The organism is Mesorhizobium sp. M1338, from assembly GCF_040318045.1.
Lineage (GTDB): Bacteria > Pseudomonadota > Alphaproteobacteria > Rhizobiales > Rhizobiaceae > Mesorhizobium.
In genome coordinates this window covers 53,409-72,476 of record NZ_JAMYLL010000030.1, presented here as the reverse complement: position 1 = coordinate 72,476, position 19,068 = coordinate 53,409, and the positions used below count along the sequence as shown (strand labels likewise).

The following is a 19,068-nucleotide window of genomic DNA, read 5'->3' as shown; positions in this document are numbered from 1 at the left end:
GCGATTGAAACGAAAAGTGGCGGCGTGGGACGACGAATTCCTCGTAAGCGTCATCTCACGATAATTAACTCACCCGATTCCCCTGGGTCCGTTCTCGCACGACGCGGGCGTGCGCGGATCACTGCGTACCTGCGGCCGTGAGTTGCTGTTTTGCCTTAGCGACCTTGTTGCTTGCGGCAAAACTCGGCCAGTATTTCGAGATGGCCAGCGTCGCGCCGGCGGAAGAGAAATGACCATAGTCGAAGTAGAGAAACTGCCTGGTGCCGGCATCGGCGTACGAACAGCCAGCCGCGTTAAGTGAGGTCGGGCGGAGCCCGATACGCCGTCCATACGGCGATGTCCCGCTCGTGCGAAGAATCCCGGCTCGTCGATCTCACAGGCCTGCCCCTGTGGTGCAATTTGCACTGCAAATGAGAGTCAAGCCGGATGCCAAGGTTCGAATGCTGGCGAAGCCGGTTCGCGCCGATACGCGGCAGGATCAAACGCCGGGCAGGTAGATCACCGCGTAGTCGTCCGCATAGGCACGCTTCCAGCCCAGTTGGTCGAAGAAGGGGATGCGGCTGTCGCCGGTCGACAGCAGTGCCCAGCCTATCTCGTATTTCTTCAGCCGGGCTTCGAGGAGCGGCTTGCCGTCGCTGTTTCCCGTTTCGTCATCGGCTCTTGTGAAACCGCCCAGGAACAGCTGGTCCGTCCGTCCATCGATATAGGTCTTGATCCCGTGGAAAATCAGCGTGCCGCCGAAATTGTAGGAATTCATCACGTTGCCGGACAGATGATGGTTTTCGGCGAAGGCCAGCGCCCCGCTGGCCGACGTCTTCGGGCTCGGCGCGACCTGATAGACACTGCCGAGCAGGACGATCCCGCCGATCGTTAGGACGGCCGCCGCACCGCAGATCGCGTCGAACCGCCTGGCGAGGAACTTTTCCAGTCCGTCGCGCTTTCCCGCCAGCCAAGCGGTGGCTGAGAGCGAAGGATATTGCTGTGCGACCTCGACCGCGATCACCAGGGGAACCAGCAGGAAGAACAGATACATGAAACGCACATGGGCGAGATAGACATGCAAGGTGAAGACGACGAACAACGCCTTGGCCCAGCCAATTCGTAACCGTGACACCAGAAGCCCGAAAAGCGCCAGCAGCATCGCGGCTTCCTGGACGGGGCTATCCGGCTGGGCGAACGCCTTCCATTCCATGATCAGCGGCACCGCCTCATTGCCGTAGGCGACGGTGAGCGTGGCCAGGATGGCTTTCACGCCGTAGGGATGCATCAGGCTGACCAGCGGGCAAAGCAAGCCGAACGCCAGCCATTTTCCCAGCAGCGCGGGTTTCGAGAGGCCCGTGCGCGCCAGCAGATCGAGACCGGCGAAAGCCGCGATGACAAAGCTCAAGGTGAAGGTGGCGTGCAGGTTCGCCCACAACACGACCAGCACAAGCGACCACCAGGGCGGCGCCCGTTCTTCCCTTGCCGCACCAAAGAGCACCGCAGTCCAGATGACGATGATCGGGAAGGTGAGGACATGCGGACGCGCCGTGAAGATCGGGTTGATCAGGAACACCGCGGCGAAGGCCAGCGTAATCGCCAGGATCGGCTTCAGCCATGCGCTGAGAAACCACCCCATCAGGAAAACCGTCAGGGATATCGACGCGATGATCAGCGTGACCACCCCGTTCCAGCCTCCTGCCCGGTAAGCAAGAGCCAGCAGGACCTGCCCCAGCCATTCCTTGGCAATCCACGGCTGGCCGGCAAAACTGTGGGAATAAGGGTCGACCGTCGGAAATGTCCGGTTTGCCAGGAAATCCAGCCCGACCTTCACTTGCCACCAACTGTCGGGATCCTGCAGGGTGGAACCGGCCTGGGTGGCCAGTGCCGCCGCCATCGCCCCGGCCGTGAGCAGGCAAAAGATCAGCCTGTTCCGCTGTGCGTCCTCGAGTGACGGCGTGGCCAGCAAGATTGCTTTGGTCTGGTTCATGTCGCGGCTCCAGGCCATTTCGCGTTCTTTCCGGTCAAGGGATCTGGATCATCCGCGCCGCCGACGAACACGAAACGGGCCGAGCCGACATAGAAGATGACCGAGTAAAGGCAGTTTCCCGCCAGATGGACAAACGGGTTTTCGATGTAGCCGGCAGACATGGCGGTGACCACGATCCCCAGGTTTGCACCGTAGGCGACAAGGAAGGTGATCGCGTATCGCACGATCGCGCCAGGGCGAAAGCCGCCGGCACGGCTGAATGTCCATTGGCGGTTGAGGAAGAAACCGATGATGAGGCCGGCGGCATAGCCCGTCGCGTTGGAGGCGATATCGCCGAAGCCGAGCGCCAGCCCGGCCAGGATGAGCGTATATCCGAGCGCCGTGTTGAGGAGCCCGACGGCACTAAATCGCAGCATCCGCGAGAAATTAGACGGAAGAGCCGATCGCATCCTGCCCATGCCGTTCCCGCTGCGCCCGGTCGAACTCCGCCTCAAGCACCTGCCGCCCTCTTTGCCATTTCCTGCAGGCGATGGACGGGCAATTTCCCGTCCTCGGCTGCCTGGCTGCGGGAAACGATCTCGTTGACGAAGTAGAGCGGCCGCCGCTTTGTCTCCATGTACATGCGCCCGAGATACTCGCCGAAGATGCCCAGCACCATAAGCTGGACGCTGCCGAGGATCAGCATGATCGCGGCAAGGCTAGTCCAGCCGGGCAACACGTTTCCGACCGACCATTCGAACAGGGTGTAGCCGAGCACGACCAGCCCCAGAAGCCCGAACATCATTCCGAGCAGCGAGGCAAACCGCAAGGGCACGATCGAGAAGCTGGTCATCGCGTCGACCGCCAGAAGAACCATTTTCCTCAGGGGATAGTGGGTGGTGCCGGCAACGCGACGGTGCCGTTCATAGGGGAAAGCCGCCTGTTTCAGCCCGATCCAGCTCACCATGCCGCGAATGAACCTGTAGCGTTCGGGCATCGCGTTCAGATGGTCGAGCGCGCGGCGGTTCATCAGCCGGAAATCGCCGGTATTCGGGGCTATATCGACGTCGACCATCCAGCGCAGCAGGCGATAGAACATCGAGGCGGAAGCGAGCTTGAACCAGCTTTCGCCGTCGCGCGTCAGCCTCTGGCCGTAAACGACATCGAAACCTTCGTTCATCTTCGTCATCATCGCGCCGAGCAATTCAGGCGGATCCTGCAGGTCGGCATCGAGAATGAGAATGCGCTGGCCGCGACAGAACTCGAGCCCCGCGCTCAATGCGATCTGGTGGCCGTAATTGCGGGCAAGGTCGATGGCAACGACATGGTCGTCCTTTTCGGCCAGCTGGAAAATAGCCTCGCGCGTACCGTCGGTCGCGCCGTCGATGACAAGGACGATCTCGTAGGAAGAACCTTGTTCCAGGCATGCGGCCGTTACCCGCCGATGCAGTTCGGCTAGCCCGGCCACCTCATTGTAGCATGGGATAACCACCGACAGCATGACGGCGCGTCGCGCGGTGTTTTTTTCCGTCTCCACCAAAAGCCTTGCTCCCGCTATTCGATTGGGAATAGCGGCAATTGGTTAGAAAACAGATAAGCCAGCGGGATCGGCCGCGGCCGCGGTCTGCCATGCACCTTGGCACTGCTTGCGGCCACGCCATGGTGGAGGTGTTCGGCATCCCGCAAAACCGCCGGCTTGAAGCCGACCAGCCAAGTGCGTATGTCTGGGCCGACACCTTCGAGTCTGTGGTACCTCTATTTGGAGACGGCCCTTGTCCGCACTGACGCGCTTTCTCGGCGACTCGCCGCTCAAGGTGATCCTGAAACTGCTAGTCGTGTCGTTCCTGGTCGGCCTTGTCATGAATGCCTTCGGCTGGTCGCCGATGGATGTGTTCTACGGCATCCAGAAGTTCTTCATCGACCTGTGGAATCTGGGCTTCCACGCCATCGACCGCTTCCTGGGCTACATCCTGCTCGGCGCGGCGATCGTCGTGCCGGCCTTCATCCTGCTGAGGCTTGCCAACTACCGGAAGTAGAGCATGATCCCGAAAAGTGGGAACCGGTTTTCGGACAAGTCATGCTTAAGAAGGACTATCAGGCGTAGCCCGAGGCCACCTCGAACAGGATGGCGTGGCGCGACGCGAGTACGGGCACGTCCGTGGAGTACCCACCACCGATGACGCCGCAGACCGGAATGCCCCGCGCGCGAAAGTGGCGGATCACCATGTCGTCGCGGGCGCGCAGGCCGTCGTCCGATAACGAGAGCCGGCCAAGCCGATCCCCGGCATGGACATCGACGCCGGCATTGTAGAACACGACGTCCCAATGCGCCTGGGCGGACAGTTCCGGCAGGATGGCGGCGAGCCTTTCCATGTAAGCGGCGTCACCCGTGCCATCGGGCAGCGCGACATCGAGGTCGGAGGCGACCTTGCGCACCGGGTAGTTGCGATCGCCATGCATGGAAAAGGTGAACACGCGCGGATCGTCCGCGAGGATATCCGCCGTGCCGTCGCCCTGATGCACGTCGAGATCGACGACCAGTATGTTCCGTGCCGAGCCTTCGGCGAGCAGGACCAGCGCGGCGACGGCGACATCGTTGAAGGTGCAGAAGCCCGCGCCTTGCGCGCGCCGCGCATGATGGCTGCCGCCGGCGGTGTTGCAGGCGATGCCGTGGCGCAGGGCCAGCCGCGCCGCCAGCACCGTGCCGCCGGTGGCAAGCCGTGCGCGCAACGAGACACGCGGAGTCACCGGGAAACCGATCTCGCGTTCGATCTTTTCCGGCACGGAGCAACTGATGACCTGGTCGACATAGTCCGCCGCATGGGCAAGTCTCAGCCATGATGCCGGCGCGGGTTCCGCGGTGTTGAGCGCGTTGGGCCCGGCCAGTCCGCGTGCATGCAAGGCGTCCATCAGCAGCGGGTATTTGCTCATCGGAAAGCGATGGTTGACCGCGAAGCCGGCGTCGTAGTCGGGGTGATGGACGATCTGCAGGGGCATGAACTGGATCCGGCGGGCTCGCGCCAGACCGGGAAATTCGGTTGGCCCTCGCGGCAAGAGTGATTGCGCGATGCCGGGAAAATGGGGCACACCGGCGGTTCGATCAAGCCGCAATCAGCAAGGCAGCAATCCTTGGACAAAGGTGCCAATCCAGCCGACGCCAGATCCTCAATTGGTCTCGGATCTTTTGTCGTCACCAACCGGTCCGTGCTCGCCATCGCCGTGCCGATGACGCTTGCCTATCTGACGACGCCGATGCTCGGTCTGGTCGACACGGCTGTCGTCGGTCAGTTCGGCGATGCCGCCTTGCTCGGCGGGCTGGCAGCCGGCGCACTGGTCTTCGACGTCGTCTTCACCACCTTCAATTTCCTGCGCTCCGGCACCACCGGTCTCGTCGCCCAGGCGTTCGGGCGCGGCGATGCGCTGGAGGGACAGGCGGTGTTCTGGCGCGCCGTGTTGATCGCGGTCGTCGCCGGCATCGTGCTCGCGGCACTTGCGCCGCTGGTCGCCATCGTTGGGCAGAAATTCATGGGCGCCGAACCGCGCGTCAGCGAGGCGATGGGCGTCTACATCAGGATCAGGCTGCTCGCCGCACCCTTCTCGCTGATCAATTATGCCATCCTTGGCTATGTGCTGGGACGCGGCGAGGGCGGACTCGGTTTGATGCTGCAATTGGTGCTGAACGGCATCAATATCACGCTCTGCTTCCTGCTTGGCCTGAAGCTCGGCTGGGGCGTCGCCGGCGTCGCTTGGGCGACTGTCGCCGGTGAATTCCTTGCCATGCTGCTTGGTCTCGCGATCATTGTCAGGCGGTTCCGGGCGACGCCATCCCTGCCGCGCCATCGCCTGCTCGACATGGCTGCCTTTGTGCGCATGCTGTCGCTCAACCGCGACATCATGATCCGCTCGTTCTCGCTGCTCGCCGCCTTCGCGCTGTTCACCCGCCAGGGCGCGCAGTTCGGCACAGTGACGCTGGCCGCCAACGCCGTCCTGATGAACTTCTTTCTCGTCGCCGGCTACTTCCTCGACGGCTTCGCCACCGCCGCCGAACAGCTGGCCGGCCGTGCCGTCGGCGCGCGTGCCGCTGCGCCCTTCCGGCAGGCCGTGCGGCTGACCTTGTTCTGGGGTTTCGGACTGGCGGGGGCCGCGACGCTGGTGCTGCTGTCTGGTGGCGCCAGTCTGGTTGCCCTCGTGACGACGTCGCAGGAAGTCCGTTCGGTGGCCGACATCTACCTGCCGTGGGCAGCCTTTACCGCGCTGAGCGGTGTGCTGGCGTTCCAGATGGATGGCGTCTTCATTGGCGCGACCTGGTCGCGCGACATGCGCAACATGATGCTGCTGTCGTTTCTCGTTTTCGCGGCCGCGCTGCTGACCCTTGCGCCGGCCTTCGGCAACAATGGACTTTGGGCGGCGTTGCACGTCTTCCTGCTCGCGCGCGGCTTCAGCCTGCTGACCATCCTGCGGCTGCGAATGCGGACAGCCTTCAGCTGAGCGGCCTCATTGCCCATCGATCGAGATGGCTGTCGCGCAACTCGCGAATGGATCCGAGCCGTTCCGTGTCGGCAAAGCGCACCATCCCGGCGACAATGCGGCCCGGCAATGCCGGTCCGGCATAGATCATGCTGGTGTAGAGCTGGACGAGATCGGCACCCGCGCGGATCTTTTCCAGTGCCGTGTCGGTGGAATCGACGCCGCCGACGCCAACGATGGCGCGGTCTGGGCCAAGCAGCTTGCGCATCCTGGCCAGAACGATGGTCGAGCGATCGAACAATGGCTTGCCGGAGAGTCCGCCGGTCTCGCGCGCGGCGTTGCCGCTGCGCAGTGCCGGCCGGGAGATGGTGGTGTTGGAGACGATGACGCCGTCGATCCGCTTCTCGGTGACCTCGGCGGCGATGTCTTCCAGCTCGGCCTCGACCAGATCCGGCGCGATCTTCAGGAAGACCGGCGGCTGGGCTGTTGCGGTGGCGCGCGCGGCCATGACACGCGACAAAAGTTCGCCAAGCTGCTCGCGCGCCTGCATGTTGCGCAGGCCCGGCGTGTTGGGCGACGAGATGTTGACGGTGAGATAGCTGGCGTATTGCGCAAACCGGACAACGCCGCGCTCATAGTCACCGATGCGGTCGGTGCTGTCCTTGTTGGCGCCGATATTGACGCCGACGATGCCGCCACGCCCCTTGCGCGCGGCAAGGCGTTTTTCGGCGGCCGCGTGGCCTTCATTGTTGAAGCCCAGCCGGTTGATCACCGCATCGTCGGCCGTCAGGCGGAAGATGCGCGGCTTCGGGTTGCCGGCCTGCGGCAGCGGCGTAATCGTACCAACCTCGGCAAAGCCGAAACCCAGGCCTAGAAGCGCGTCGGGCACTTCGGCGTTCTTGTCGTAGCCCGCGGCCATGCCGAGCGGATTCGGAAACTCGAGGCCGCAGACCGTCACCTTCAGCCTGTCGTCGCGCAACGGGCGCCCGGCCACCGGCAGACCGCATCGCAGCGCCGCGATCGACAGGCCATGCGCGGTTTCCGGATCGAAGGCGAACAGCAGCTTCTGGCCGAGCCCGTCGAGCACGCTCATTCGGCCTCCAATGCCGGAAACCGATGCACGCCATCGGCGCCAATCGGCAGCGGTCGCACCCACAGCACGGCCTTGAGGTCGAGCGGACCATAAAGGTGCGGAAACAGCGCGCCGCCGCGTGAAACCTCGTATTTCAAAGCAGCACCCAGGCTGGCGCCGTCGATGGCGACCAGCAGAAGGTCGGTCTGGCCGGCAAAGTGCCTTGCCGCCGTTTCCCTGACCTGGGCCGCCGTGGAGAAATGGATGAAGCCGTCGGCGACATCGATCGGCGCGCCGGTGAAGCGGCCATTTGTTTCGGCCTCGCGCCAAGGCGCCTGCGGGGTTATCTTGTAGATAATCTGAGACATGCTTGCGCTATAGTCCGAACCAGCCACGCGGGAAAGACCACGCCAAGGGTCTTCCCCATTTCCGGCGCAAACATGCGATATTTCAGGCCTTGGCCATGGAGGACAACATGCGTCTGCATCACATCTTGATCCCCGCCGCGCTCGTTTCGTTGGTCGCGGCTTCAGCATATTCGGAAGAAACCGACCGCTACCGGCTGGAAAAGTCCGATAACGGCTATGTGCGCATGGATACGCAGACCGGCGCCATGTCGATTTGCGAGGAGCGCTCCGGCCAGCTCGTCTGCAAGATGGCGGCCGACGAACGCGCCGCTTTCCAGGACGAGGTCGACCGCTTGCAAGCCTCGATGAAGGCGATGGACGAGCGCGTCACCAAACTCGAGAATTCGCTCTCCGCCCGCCTCGAATCGAAATTGCCGAGCGAGGAGGATTTCAACAAGACGATGAGCTACATGGAGCGCTTCCTGCGCGGCTTCATGGGCATCGTCAAGGATATGGACAAGGACAACGGCGCCCAGCTCAACTCGCAGAAGACCTGAGCGCTCTAACAAGGGAAAACGCGGCGCGCTGGCTTTGCCGCTTGAAAACAGCGCGCAGCCCCTCATAATCGTCCAACTGGTCCCAAAAAAAAGCTAAAAAACCATTGGGGGATTCGGGGAGGGACATTTGTCGTCAGGCTATTCTTTCGTCATTGCCGACGATCACCCGCTGTTTCGCGGTGCGCTGCGCGAAGCACTCGCCGGCATAGGCAATGTCGCCGCCATCCACGAGGCCGGCGATTTCGAGAGCGCCAAGGCGCTGGTCGTGGCCAACGAGGATGTCGATCTGGTGCTGCTCGACCTGTCGATGCCGGGCGCCAGCGGCCTCTCCGGCCTCATCTCGCTGCGTGGAATCCATCCGGCGGTGCCACTGGTCGTGGTGTCTGCGCACGACGATCCGGCGACCATCAGGCGGGCGCTCGATCTCGGCGCTTCCGGCTTCATCTCCAAATCGGCCAGCATGGAGGAGATCCGCAGCGCCGTGCAGACGGTGCTTGCCGGCGACATTGCAGCACCCGTCGGCGTCGATCTCGGCGTCGAGCGCGATCCCGAAATATCCGACCTGATCAAGCGCCTGCAGGCGTTGACGCCGCAACAGACCCGCGTGCTCGGCATGCTGGCCGAGGGCCTGCTCAACAAGCAGATCGCCTATGAACTCGGCGTCTCCGAGGCGACCATCAAGGCGCATGTCTCCGCCATCCTGCAGAAGCTCGGCGTCGACAGCCGCACCCAGGCGGTGATCCTTCTGTCCAAGATCGGCAGCGACCCGCTGCAGCCGGCGGGCTGATCGCCGCAATCCCCCGCGCTTACCTTGTTCAGCTAGCGGATTTGGCGATCAGGCTGCGGGCGGATGCTCGGTGTCGGCTGCTCCGCACTCGCACTCCGATCCTTCCGGATCCGCTTGCAGGCTGCCGCACCCGGCTGATGGCGGCGCCAAGGCCGAGACGTGATCGCCACCAGCGGAATGCCGCGTGGTTGAATCCTATGCGGCGGTGGGACCGTTCAGCCGAGCCGCACGGATAGTTCGACATCCTCGCCGAAGGGCGTGGACATGTAACCCGACGCCGGCGAGCGCACGCGTTCCAGATATTCGGGGCAGAAATCGGCGTTGTCGGCGATGACCAATGCACCCGGCCTCAGGCGGCTCTCGACGAGGCTCAGGATCTCCGGATAGATCGCCTTGGCGCCGTCGAGCAGCAGCAGGTCGATCGTATCCGGCAGGTCCGCGCTCAGCGTCTGCAGCGCGTCTCCCTCTCGGATCTCCACCAGGTCGATGAGACCGCCCTCAGTCAGGTTGGCCTTGGCCCGCATGACTTTGGACGGCTCGAACTCGGTCGTGATCAGGCTGCCGCCGCCATTGTCCCGCAGCGCCGCGGCAAGATAGAGCGTCGAGATGCCGAACGAAGTTCCGAACTCGATGATGACACGCGCGCCGCTGCCGCGTGCCAGCATGTAGAGCAGCGTGCCGGTCTCCGGCGAGATCGCGAGCCAGAGATCCTTCAGCCGTCCATAGAGATCGACATAGTCGGTCTTGCTGCGCGTGAGACGCGCCCGCTGTTCGCGCGAGAGTGCGGTGAGCGCGGGGCTGGTCGCCGCACCGGCCTCCTTGAACAGGCGAGCCAGCAGGGGTGCAAGCGGGGCGTTGGTGAGCGTTGTCATGAAAGTCTCCGTTCGAAAAATGACTGCGTCTTGTGTCGTGCTGAAAATACGAATATTCCCTCAGGTTTCCAATTCGCATTGCTGGGACGCAACATGGCAGGACGCGTAAGCCTTTCAATTTCCTCCCGAAAACAGCCAAAACAGACTCGCGCCACGGAGCTCGTCGCCGCGATTTTGGAGGCTGCTGTTCAGGTTTTGGCGAGCGAAGGCGTGCGGCGTTTCACCACCACGCGCGTCGCCGAAAAAGCCGGGGTGAGTGTCGGCTCGCTCTACCAGTATTTCCCGAACAAGGCCGCGCTTCTGTTCAGGCTCCAGAGCGACGAATGGCGGCAGACGGGTGGCCTGTTGCGCACCATACTCGAAAACGACCAGCAGCCACCGCTCGAACGACTGCGTGCGCTGGTTCACGCCTTCATCCGCTCGGAGTGCGAAGAGGCTGCGGTGCGCGTGGCGCTCAACGACGCCGCACCCCTTTACCGCGACGCGCCCGAAGCGCACGAGGCGAGAGCCTCGGGAGCGCGCATCGTCGAGACCTTCCTGCGGGAGGTATTGCCCGAGGCTGGGGAAGCCGTCCGCGCCTTGGCGGGAGACCTGATCATCACGACACTCAGCGCGGTGGGAAAGGATTTTTCGGGAAGTCCTCGAACGCCAGGCGAGATCGAAAGCTACGCCGATGGCATGGCCGACATGTTCTGCGCCTACCTCGAAAGCCTCGGTTATCGGGGCTGAGACCGCCGGCTCTGGCCGGCCGCCCTTTGACATTATTCCGCCGCCGATGCCAGCGGTCTGACCCTGGCCATCATCGTGCGCAGCACCGCCGGTTTGAGCGGCTTGTTGATCATCGGAATCTCTAGCCCGCCCGCAGCCGTGCGCACCTCGTTGGAGCGGTCGGCGGTGACCAGCACGGCCGGCAGGTTATCGCCATGGATCGCGCGCAGCCTGGCGATGATATCGAGACCGGTTTCGCCGTCGAGATGGTAGTCGGCAAGGACGATGTCCGGCCGGTGCATTGCGGCGCTCTCCAGATCCTTTGAGCCCGACACCGTGTCGACGTTGCAGCCCCAGCCTTCGAGCAGGAGCCTCATGCCTTCGAGGATGCGAGCGTCGTTGTCGATGCACAGCACGTGCAGCCCGGCCAGCGAAGCGGTCGCGCGGGCAGGAGCCCTGGTTTCGATTTCGCGCCGCGTCTCCTGCACGGCCGCCACGGGCAGGATGACGGAAAAGCGCGTGCCCTTGCCCGGATTGGAGAAGATCCGGATCTCCAGGCGCAGCACCCGGGCGATGCGGTCGACGATGGAGAGGCCGAGACCGAGGCCTTCGGCCTCGCGCGCGCCTTCGTCGAGCCGGGTGAACTCGCGAAAGACGGTGTTCAGCTTGTCGCCGGCGATGCCGATGCCGGTGTCGATCACCTGGATCTCGGCCAGCTCGCCGCGCCGCCTGACGCCGACCAGCACACGGCCGTGGCGCGTATATTTGATGGCGTTGGAGACGAGGTTCTGGATCAGCCGGCGCAACAAATTACGGTCCGTCGTCACGGTCAGTGATGACGGCATGATCGTCAACTCAAGCTTCTTTTCGGCGGCGAGCGGCCGGAAGTCATTGCCGATCTGGCGCAGCAGCCCGTCGAGGTTGAAGGCGCTATCGTCCGGCTTCATCGCACCGGCATCGAGGCGGGAGATGTCGAGCACGGCACCGAGAATGGTCTCGACCGATTCCAGTGAAGATTCGATGTTGACCGCTGCCTTGCCGGCAGGCCCCTTGCCGGCTTTCTCGATCAGCGACGAACAATAAAGCCGGGCAGCGTTCAGCGGTTGCAGGATGTCGTGGCCGGCGGCGGCGAGGAAGCGCGTCTTGCCCAGATTGGCCTCCTCGGCCAGCATCTGCGCCTGCGCCAGTTCCTCGTTGACCCGGGTCAACTCCTCGTTGACCCTAGTCAGCTCGATGGTGCGGGTCTTGACGCGCTGCTCCAGCGATTCATTGGCGCGTTTCAGCGCCAGATCCTGTTCGACCCGTCCGGAAATGTCGGCATAGGTGGCGACGATGCCGCCGTCCGGCATCGGGTTGGAGCGCAGCTCCAGGATGCGGCCGCTGGTCTTCAACTCCATCTGCCACGGGCTGACGAAACTGGTCAGCCGGTTGAGCATTGCCACGCGCTGCTCTGCCGGAATGTCGCCGCGCTCGGCAAGATGGCGCAGGATGCGGTCGAGCGAGACGCCGACCTGGCCCATCTCGTCGGGCAGGTCGAACAGCGCCCGGTACTGGCGGTTCCAGCAGATCAGGCGGAAGTCGCGGTCGAAGACGGTGATGCCTTGTTCCATCTGGTCGAGCGCGATCTGCAGCAGGTCGCGGTTGTGCTGCAGCGCCTCGGTGGCGTCGTCGAGCAAGCGGAAGGCATCCCTGGATTCGCGGTCGTGGCGCCGAAACAGCAGCGACAGGATCAGCCGTGCCGAGGAGGAGCCGACGGCGCTGGCCAGCAGTTGCTCGGAAAAGCGGATGATGTCCATACTCGCCTGCTCGTTGCCGTGCAGCGAGGTGCCGTTGGTCTTTTCGAACGACTGGAAGGAGCGCTCGGTGCGCTCGACGCCGAGATAGCGCCCGATCGTATCCTTGAGGTCGTTGACGGTGATGGCGGTGCGAAAGCGGCGCAGGCTGGGCATCGGGCTGGCATCGCGCGGCACGAAGATCGACGCCTGGATGCGCTCCAGCGGCACCGACGCGCGCGAGAGGGAACCCAGCACGAAGAACACCGCGTTGATCGACAGGCTCCACAATACGCCATGGTTCAGCGGTTCGGCGACGGTGCCGAACAGCGCCTGCGGCCGCAAGGCCTCGAAGCCGAACAGCCCGTGCACGATGATGCCGGTATCGGGCGCGGCAAGCGATGGAAACAGCAGTGTGTAGCCCCAGACGAGGATGCCGGCGACCATGCCCAGCGCTGCACCCCGGCCATTGGCGCCGCGCCAGATCAGTCCGCCGATCAGGGCGGGTGCGAACTGGGCGATGGCGGCGAACGACATCAGGCCGATCGACGACAGGCGCACGCTGTTGGTGCTCTCGCGATAGTAGAGGAAGGCGATGAACAGCAGGATGAAGATCGCCCCGCGCCGCACGTTGAGGATGAGCGTCGACCAGTCTTCGTTCTCGGAAGTCGATGTCTTGAGCAGGCGGCGTACGAACAGCGGAATGACGAGGTCGTTGGAAATCATGATCGACAGCGCCACGCTTTCGACGATCACCATGGCGGTCGCCGCCGACAGCCCGCCGATGAAGGCTGCCATCGCCAGCACGTCATGGCCGGTGAACAGAGGCAACGACAGCACGTAGAGGTCGCTGCTGGTTCCAGTGCCGACCAGCGACAGGCCGGCGAAGGCGATCGGCAGCACGAACAGATTGATCGCCACGAGGTAGAGCGGAAACACCCATGTCGCGGTGCGCAGTTCGGCCTCGCCACGGTTCTCGACGATGGTGACGTAGAACTGCCGCGGCAGCATGATGATGGCAAAACCGCTCAGGCAAGTCAGGACCAGCCAGGTGGCCAGCGAGGTGTTGTAGCTCATCGCCTGCCGAACCTGCGCATTCTGGGCGAGCTTGTCGAATATGTCGCCTGGGCCGCCGAAGATCAGGAAGGTAACCATCAGGCCGATCGCCAGGAAGGCGGCAAGCTTGACCACGGTTTCGGCCGCCACCGCCAGCACCAGCCCGTCCTGGTGTTCGGTTGCGTCGGCGTGGCGCGTGCCGAACAGCACCGCAAACAGCGCCAGCAGCATGGCGACGACCAGCGAGATGTCGCTGACGAAGGGATCGAAGGAGGGCGGCGATCCCGTATAGTGCTCGACCATCAGGCTGACCGAACCGGAAATCGCCTTCAACTGCAGCGCGATATAAGGCACGGCGCCGATGGTGGCGATGAGCGTGGCGATCGCCGCGACAGTGAAGCTCTTGCCGTAGCGGGCGCCGAGGAAGTCGGCGATCGAGGTGATCTTCTCGGTCTTGGCCAGCCGCACGATGCGGTTGAGCAGAGGAAAGCCGAACACGAATACCAGCACCGGGCCGGTATAGATGCCGAGGAATTCGAGGCCGCGTTCGGAGGAGAGGCCTACCGAGCCGAAGAACGTCCAGGACGTGCAGTAGATGGCGAGGCTGAGCGCGTAGATGAAGGGCCGGGCCCGGCTTGGCTCGGAAATGGCCGAGCGGCGGTCGCCCAGGCTGGCGATGGCGAACAGCAGCGTCACATAGGCGATCGCGATGATGACGATGAACAAGCCCTGCACGCCGGCAATATCCTCCCTTTGCCGAATTTCAACCCGGCTTGCCCAGACGCAATCACAGCTTGGCTTCCGAGTCCATCACGGCTTTGGGTGCATGAAGGCTGTGATTCCGATGCATGTCGACCAAAGATCGCAGCAGCTTTGGGCAACGGCATGCACAAAAACAAAAGGCTCAAAGCACGGCGTGACGCGCTTTAACGGATGGCCGTCGGGTAACGGGAAACCGGTTGCTTTCTGCTTTTTGCCGATGTTGCAGCCGGAGGTTTTTGTTATGTTTGTTCTTAGGTCGATGCCTGAGGACGGGAAACGGCAGCTCGGTCATGACAAGGAGGGTCGAATGCTGAAAGAGTTCCAGGAATTCATTTCCAAGGGCAATGTGATGGACCTTGCGGTCGGCGTCATCATCGGCGCGGCCTTTGGCAAGATCGTCGATTCCCTCGTAAACGACATCATCATGCCGATCGTCGGCGCGATTTTCGGCGGCCAGGACTTCAACAACTATTTCCTGGGGCTCTCCTCGGCCGTCAACGCCACCTCGCTGGTGGACGCCAAAAAGCAAGGTGCTGTTTTCGCGTATGGCAGTTTCATAACCGTCGCGCTGAACTTCATCATCCTTGCTTTCATCATCTTCCTGATGGTCAAGGGGGTGAACAACATGCGCAAGCGGCTTGAGCGCGAGAAGCCCGCCGCACCGACCGCTCCCCCGCCCGCCGATGTCGCGCTGCTCACCGAAATTCGCGACCTGCTCGCCAAGAGATAGACAGATCAGGTTCTTCTGGACCAAAACCCCGGTCGTTCACGGCCGGGGTTTTCTGTTTTCGCATCTGGTAAGGAGCGCTGATCAACGCCCGAGATCGGAACGGACCCGCCCATGACCCTGATCGACAGCCTTCGCGCCGAAGCCCGCGCCGCGCCCGAAAGCGGCATTGTCGCCGTCGTCAATTACGGCCGCCTGCGCGAGGGCATGATCCCGCTCTGGGCCGGTGAGGGCGACCTGCCGACGCCTTCGTTCATCGCCGATGCCGCGTCAAAGGCGCTGGCCGGCGGCGAGACGTTCTACACTTGGCAGAGGGGCATCCCCGATCTCAGGCAGGCGCTTTCCCGCTACTATGCCAGGCATTTCGGCAAGACGTTTCCCGAGGAGCAGTTCATTGTCACCGGGTCCGGCATGCACGCCATCCAGCTGGCACTCGACGCGCTCGCCGGTGCCGGCGACGAGGTCATCTATCTGTCGCCGGCCTGGCCGAATTTCGACGCCGCGGCGGCGATATCGGGGGCCGTTCCGGTGGCTGTCACGCTCGACCATTCCGGCAATGGCTGGTCCTGCGACATTGAAAAGATCGCGGCGGCGATCACGCCGCGCACAAAGGCGCTGTTCATCAACACGCCGTCGAACCCGACCGGCTGGACCGCCGATCACGAGACCTTGCAGGCGATCCTCGATCTGGCGCGCGCGAAGAACCTCTGGATCATCGCCGACGAGATCTATTCGCTGTTCCACTATAGCCACGGCCGTGCGCCGTCCTTCCTCGACATCGCCACGGCGGAAGACCGCATCCTGTTCGTCAACAGTTTTTCCAAGAACTGGGCGATGACCGGCTGGCGCGTCGGCTGGATCAAGACCCATCCCGCCTTGCAGCAAGTGTTCGAGAACCTGATCCAGTATTCCAACTCCGGCGTCGCGCAGTTCATGCAGCGCGGCGCGGTTGCCGCACTTGACGAAGGCGATGCCTTTATTGCCGAACAAGTGGAGCGGGCACGCAAGGCGCGCGACCTGGTCTGCGGTATTCTCGGCGACACGGGCCGCGCCCGGTTCACCGTGCCGCAAGGCGCGTTCTATCTGTTCTTCACGGTCGACGGCATCACAGATTCACGCACTGCTGCCTTCGACATTGTCGACAAGGCCAATGTCGGCCTGGCTCCCGGCACCGCCTTCGGCCCCGGCGGCGAAGCCTTCCTCAGGCTGTGTTTCCACCGCCGCCTCGACCAGATCGAGGAAGCGGCGCATCGTCTGGCGAATTGGATGAAGACTGTTTGATGCCCTGAAGCCGGATTGAAAGTCGCTCCGGTGAGTCAACTGGCGCGGTTTTCGAGAACCGGAGCGTAGCGGACATTTGGGTCCGTGAGCGGCGGAAGCGCAGAAAACTGTGTCAGATGGCCGCCGGAGTAGAGTTTCAAACGGCTTCAGCCGCCCGACTTGGGCACCAGCAGGGGAATGATCCGGTCGCTCTTGGCCACGGACGGCCGACCGGCGGAGCCATAGGGAATGCCGAGCGCATCCCAGGTCTCGACCAGAGCGTCCTGCAACTCGGCGATCAGTGCATCGGAGTGGAACGGCGTCGGCGTGATGCGCAGCCGCTCGGTGCCGCGCGGCACGGTCGGGTAGTTGATCGGCTGAATGTAAAGGCCGTGAACGCCGAGCAGGCGGTCGCTGGCCATCTTGCAGAGTTCCGGATCGCCAACCAGGACCGGCACGATATGGGTGGCCGATTCCATCACTGGCAGGCCGGCGGCAGAGAGGATCTGCTTGGTCCTCGCGGCCTGCTGTTGCTGGGCGTCGCGCTCGGCCTGCGAGCGCTTGAGATGGCGGATCGACGTGGTCGCGGCAGCCGCGATCGCCGGCGGCAGCGCCGTTGTGAAGATGAAGCCCGGCGCATAGGAGCGCACCGCGTCGATCACGGCACTGGTGCCGGTGATGTAGCCGCCGAGCGTGCCGAATGCCTTGGCGAGCGTGCCTTCGATGATGTCGATGCGGTCGGTCAGGCCTTCGCGCTCGGTGATGCCGCCGCCGCGTGGTCCGTACATGCCGACGGCATGCACTTCGTCGATATAGGTCATGGCGTTGTAGCGTTCGGCGAGTTCGACGATCTGCTTGATCGGCGCGATGTCGCCATCCATCGAATAGACGCTTTCGAAGACGATCAGCTTGGCGCGTTCGCGGCCCGCCGCCTGCAGCAGGCTTTCCAGGTGCGCGACGTCATTGTGGCGGAAGATCTTCTTCTCGGCGCCCGAGCGCCGCACGCCTTCGATCATCGAGGCGTGATTAAGTTCGTCCGAGATGATCAGGCAATTGGGCAAAAGCCGCGCGATGGTCGAGATCGACGCTTCGTTGGAAACGAAGCCGGAGGTGAAGACGAGTGCCGCTTCCTTGTCGTGCAGGTCGGCGAGCTCCAGTTCGAGCTCGACCAGCGGGTTGCTGGTGCCGGAAATGTTGCGGGTGCCGCCGGCGCCCGAACCCATCTTGCCGGCCGCATTCTGGAACGCGGCGATGACGTCGGGATGCTGGCCCATGCCGAGATAGTCATTGGAGCACCAGACGGTGATTTCCTCGGCGCGGCCGTTGGAACGCCAGATGGCGCGCGGAAACTTGCCCGCGATACGCTCGAGGTCGGCGAAGACGCGATAGCGACGCTCTGCGTGGAGCTGGTCGATCGCTTCCTCGAAGAACCGCTGATAGTTCATGTCGGCTTCCCAATTTTTGCGCGGGATCATAATCATTGCCCTATTGGTCGTCCACCGGGCCTTCTTGGTCAAAATGCCACGCCCCGGACCTGTTCCTAACGACCACGGATCGTGGCCTATTCCCTTGATGTGGATCAACTTTGTTTCAGGACGATGCCACATACCGGCGATGCCGGTTACCATGAGTTGTAATGGCCAGGCGGCAGGCTTTCCAGTAAGGCGGGGGTTGAGACAGTTTCCGATAAATCTTGAGATGCGAGGTCGCGGATGACAGTTTTGGTAACAGGCGGCGCCGGTTATATCGGCAGTCACATGGTCTGGGAGCTGCTGGATGCCGGCGAGAGCGTGGTCGTTCTCGACCGTCTTTCGACCGGCTTCGAATGGGCGGTGGCGCCGGAGGCGAAGCTGGTGGTTGGCGATGTCGCCGACAAGGAATTGGTCGGCTCGATCATCCGGGAAAACAAGGTCGACGCGATCATCCATTTCGCCGGCTCGATCGTGGTCCCGGAATCGGTCGCCGACCCGCTCAGTTATTATGAGAACAACACCAGCAAGACGCGCACGCTGATCGAAACCGCGGTGCGCGAGGGCGTGCCCAATTTCATCTTTTCCTCGACCGCGGCCGTCTATGGCGGCGCCGGACTGGAGCCAGTGCGCGAGGACGCCCGTCTGGCCCCGGAATCGCCCTATGGCCTGTCCAAGCTGATGAGCGAATGGATGCTGCGCGATGCGGCGATCGCGCACGGCCTGCGCTATACCGCGCTGCGCTACTTCAACGTCGCCGGCGCCGACCCGAAGGGCCGCACCGGGCAGTCGACGCCGGGCGCCACCCATCTGATCAAGGTCGCCTGCGAGACGGCGCTCGGCAAGCGGCCGTTCATGCAGGTGTTCGGCACCGATTATCCGACGCCGGACGGCACCTGCATGCGCGACTATATCCATGTCAGCGACCTGGCGGCGGCGCATCGTCTGGCCCTGCAGCGGCTGCGCGCCGGGGGACAAAGCCTCGTCGCCAATTGCGGCTACAGCCATGGCTACTCGGTGCTGGAGGTCATCGACAGCGTGCGGCGCGCCTTTGGCCATGATTTCGAGGTGAAGATGGGCGATCGTCGTCCCGGCGACGCCGCGGCGGTGGTTGCCAATTCGGATCTCGCCCGCGCGGAACTCGGCTGGACCCCGCAACGCGACGATCTCGACCAGATCGTTGCCGACGCGCTCGCCTGGGAGCGCATCCTGACCGGCAAGAACTCCGCTCGGGGCTGAGCCGGGTTCTCCCAAGGGCTCGCAA

Annotated in this window: 17 protein-coding genes; 8 read left to right on the top strand and 9 right to left on the bottom strand. The window is 63.3% G+C overall.

What is annotated here, in order from left to right; translation table 11 throughout:
• Positions 1–478: 478 nt before the first annotated feature.
• The 3 genes from NKH19_RS22890 to NKH19_RS22880 form a co-directional block, all read right to left on the bottom strand.
• A complete protein-coding gene (locus NKH19_RS22890) occupies positions 479–1,969 on the bottom strand; it encodes a hypothetical protein (RefSeq protein ID WP_352871399.1) in 1,491 nt (496 codons plus the stop codon).
• Entirely contained in the window at positions 1,966–2,385 is a 420-nt protein-coding gene (locus tag NKH19_RS22885; RefSeq protein ID WP_352871397.1) for a GtrA family protein, read from the bottom strand. Before NKH19_RS22885 ends, NKH19_RS22890 begins: the two co-directional genes overlap by 4 nt.
• Positions 2,386–2,459: 74 nt before the next feature.
• On the bottom strand, positions 2,460–3,449 hold the full coding sequence (locus NKH19_RS22880) for a glycosyltransferase family 2 protein (RefSeq protein WP_352871406.1): 990 nt from the start codon (positions 3,447–3,449) through the stop codon (positions 2,460–2,462).
• 271 nt (positions 3,450–3,720) lie between these two features.
• On the opposite strand from NKH19_RS22880, the gene NKH19_RS22875 reads away from it, so the two are divergent.
• Positions 3,721–3,984 carry a DUF6460 domain-containing protein gene (locus NKH19_RS22875; RefSeq protein WP_352630096.1) on the top strand — a complete coding sequence of 88 codons (264 nt, stop codon included), beginning with the start codon at positions 3,721–3,723 and terminating at the stop codon, positions 3,982–3,984.
• A gap of 58 nt (positions 3,985–4,042) precedes the next feature.
• Here NKH19_RS22875 and NKH19_RS22870 read toward each other — a convergent pair whose 3' ends face one another.
• Entirely contained in the window at positions 4,043–4,945 is a 903-nt protein-coding gene (locus NKH19_RS22870) for a histone deacetylase family protein (protein ID WP_352871396.1), read from the bottom strand.
• 132 nt (positions 4,946–5,077) lie between these two features.
• On the opposite strand from NKH19_RS22870, the gene NKH19_RS22865 reads away from it, so the two are divergent.
• Positions 5,078–6,436 carry an MATE family efflux transporter gene (locus tag NKH19_RS22865; protein ID WP_352982827.1) on the top strand — a complete coding sequence of 453 codons (1,359 nt, stop codon included), beginning with the start codon at positions 5,078–5,080 and terminating at the stop codon, positions 6,434–6,436.
• Here NKH19_RS22865 and NKH19_RS22860 read toward each other — a convergent pair.
• On the bottom strand, positions 6,429–7,508 hold the full coding sequence (locus NKH19_RS22860) for a quinone-dependent dihydroorotate dehydrogenase (RefSeq protein WP_352871394.1): 1,080 nt from the start codon (positions 7,506–7,508) through the stop codon (positions 6,429–6,431). The genes NKH19_RS22865 and NKH19_RS22860 overlap by 8 nt on opposite strands.
• Positions 7,505–7,855 (bottom strand): DUF952 domain-containing protein, encoded by a 351-nt coding sequence (locus NKH19_RS22855; protein ID WP_352871393.1) that lies wholly within the window; start codon positions 7,853–7,855, stop codon positions 7,505–7,507. The genes NKH19_RS22860 and NKH19_RS22855 overlap by 4 nt, the downstream gene beginning before the upstream one ends.
• Before the next feature lie 107 nt (positions 7,856–7,962).
• Here NKH19_RS22855 and NKH19_RS22850 point away from each other — a divergent pair, with 107 nt between their 5' ends.
• Positions 7,963–8,391 carry a hypothetical protein gene (locus tag NKH19_RS22850; protein ID WP_352871392.1) on the top strand — a complete coding sequence of 143 codons (429 nt, stop codon included), beginning with the start codon at positions 7,963–7,965 and terminating at the stop codon, positions 8,389–8,391.
• Positions 8,392–8,518: 127 nt separating this feature from the next.
• Positions 8,519–9,178, top strand: a complete 660-nt coding sequence (locus tag NKH19_RS22845; RefSeq protein WP_352871390.1) for a response regulator transcription factor — start codon at positions 8,519–8,521, stop codon at positions 9,176–9,178.
• 215 nt (positions 9,179–9,393) lie between these two features.
• Here the strand turns inward: NKH19_RS22845 and NKH19_RS22840 are convergent, their stop codons facing one another.
• Positions 9,394–10,050: an O-methyltransferase gene (locus NKH19_RS22840; protein ID WP_352871389.1), complete on the bottom strand. Its 657-nt coding sequence runs from the start codon at positions 10,048–10,050 to the stop codon at positions 9,394–9,396.
• A 93-nt stretch (positions 10,051–10,143) separates the two neighbouring features.
• Between NKH19_RS22840 and NKH19_RS22835 the strand changes: the two genes are divergently transcribed.
• A complete protein-coding gene (locus NKH19_RS22835; RefSeq protein WP_352871405.1) occupies positions 10,144–10,779 on the top strand; it encodes a TetR/AcrR family transcriptional regulator in 636 nt (211 codons plus the stop codon).
• A 32-nt stretch (positions 10,780–10,811) separates the two neighbouring features.
• Here NKH19_RS22835 and NKH19_RS22830 read toward each other — a convergent pair whose 3' ends face one another.
• Positions 10,812–14,321 carry a PAS domain-containing hybrid sensor histidine kinase/response regulator gene (locus NKH19_RS22830; RefSeq protein WP_352871388.1) on the bottom strand — a complete coding sequence of 1,170 codons (3,510 nt, stop codon included), beginning with the start codon at positions 14,319–14,321 and terminating at the stop codon, positions 10,812–10,814.
• Positions 14,322–14,655: 334 nt separating this feature from the next.
• Here NKH19_RS22830 and mscL point away from each other — a divergent pair, with 334 nt between their 5' ends.
• Together mscL and NKH19_RS22820 are read left to right on the top strand one after the other, a co-directional pair.
• Positions 14,656–15,078, top strand: coding sequence for a large conductance mechanosensitive channel protein MscL (mscL, locus tag NKH19_RS22825; RefSeq protein ID WP_352871404.1), 423 nt, complete (start codon positions 14,656–14,658; stop codon positions 15,076–15,078).
• A 111-nt stretch (positions 15,079–15,189) separates the two neighbouring features.
• The gene (locus tag NKH19_RS22820; RefSeq protein WP_352871386.1) at positions 15,190–16,356 is read left to right on the top strand and encodes a pyridoxal phosphate-dependent aminotransferase; all 1,167 of its coding nucleotides are present in this window, start codon (positions 15,190–15,192) and stop codon (positions 16,354–16,356) included.
• Between the two features lie 146 nt (positions 16,357–16,502).
• Here NKH19_RS22820 and hemA read toward each other — a convergent pair whose 3' ends face one another.
• A complete protein-coding gene (hemA, locus tag NKH19_RS22815; protein ID WP_352871385.1) occupies positions 16,503–17,780 on the bottom strand; it encodes a 5-aminolevulinate synthase in 1,278 nt (425 codons plus the stop codon).
• Positions 17,781–18,047: 267 nt separating this feature from the next.
• Here hemA and galE point away from each other — a divergent pair, with 267 nt between their 5' ends.
• The gene (gene galE / locus NKH19_RS22810; RefSeq protein WP_352871383.1) at positions 18,048–19,043 is read left to right on the top strand and encodes a UDP-glucose 4-epimerase GalE; all 996 of its coding nucleotides are present in this window, start codon (positions 18,048–18,050) and stop codon (positions 19,041–19,043) included.
• The last annotated feature ends 25 nt before the right edge of the window (positions 19,044–19,068 follow it).

What these genes read in the sequence shown, in the direction of transcription:
- NKH19_RS22885 (WP_352871397.1), bottom strand. Translation starts at nt 2,385, where the DNA reads ATGCTGCGATTTAGTGCCGTCGGGCTCCTCAACACGGCGCTCGGATAT.
- NKH19_RS22835 (WP_352871405.1), top strand. Translation starts at nt 10,144, where the DNA reads ATGGCAGGACGCGTAAGCCTTTCAATTTCCTCCCGAAAACAGCCAAAA.
- NKH19_RS22880 (WP_352871406.1), bottom strand. Translation starts at nt 3,449, where the DNA reads ATGCTGTCGGTGGTTATCCCATGCTACAATGAGGTGGCCGGGCTAGCC.
- NKH19_RS22890 (WP_352871399.1), bottom strand. Translation starts at nt 1,969, where the DNA reads ATGAACCAGACCAAAGCAATCTTGCTGGCCACGCCGTCACTCGAGGAC.
- NKH19_RS22855 (WP_352871393.1), bottom strand. Translation starts at nt 7,855, where the DNA reads ATGTCTCAGATTATCTACAAGATAACCCCGCAGGCGCCTTGGCGCGAG.
- NKH19_RS22850 (WP_352871392.1), top strand. Translation starts at nt 7,963, where the DNA reads ATGCGTCTGCATCACATCTTGATCCCCGCCGCGCTCGTTTCGTTGGTC.
- NKH19_RS22870 (WP_352871396.1), bottom strand. Translation starts at nt 4,945, where the DNA reads ATGCCCCTGCAGATCGTCCATCACCCCGACTACGACGCCGGCTTCGCG.
- NKH19_RS22860 (WP_352871394.1), bottom strand. Translation starts at nt 7,508, where the DNA reads ATGAGCGTGCTCGACGGGCTCGGCCAGAAGCTGCTGTTCGCCTTCGAT.
- galE (WP_352871383.1), top strand. Translation starts at nt 18,048, where the DNA reads ATGACAGTTTTGGTAACAGGCGGCGCCGGTTATATCGGCAGTCACATG.
- mscL (WP_352871404.1), top strand. Translation starts at nt 14,656, where the DNA reads ATGCTGAAAGAGTTCCAGGAATTCATTTCCAAGGGCAATGTGATGGAC.
- NKH19_RS22840 (WP_352871389.1), bottom strand. Translation starts at nt 10,050, where the DNA reads ATGACAACGCTCACCAACGCCCCGCTTGCACCCCTGCTGGCTCGCCTG.
- hemA (WP_352871385.1), bottom strand. Translation starts at nt 17,780, where the DNA reads ATGAACTATCAGCGGTTCTTCGAGGAAGCGATCGACCAGCTCCACGCA.
- NKH19_RS22820 (WP_352871386.1), top strand. Translation starts at nt 15,190, where the DNA reads ATGACCCTGATCGACAGCCTTCGCGCCGAAGCCCGCGCCGCGCCCGAA.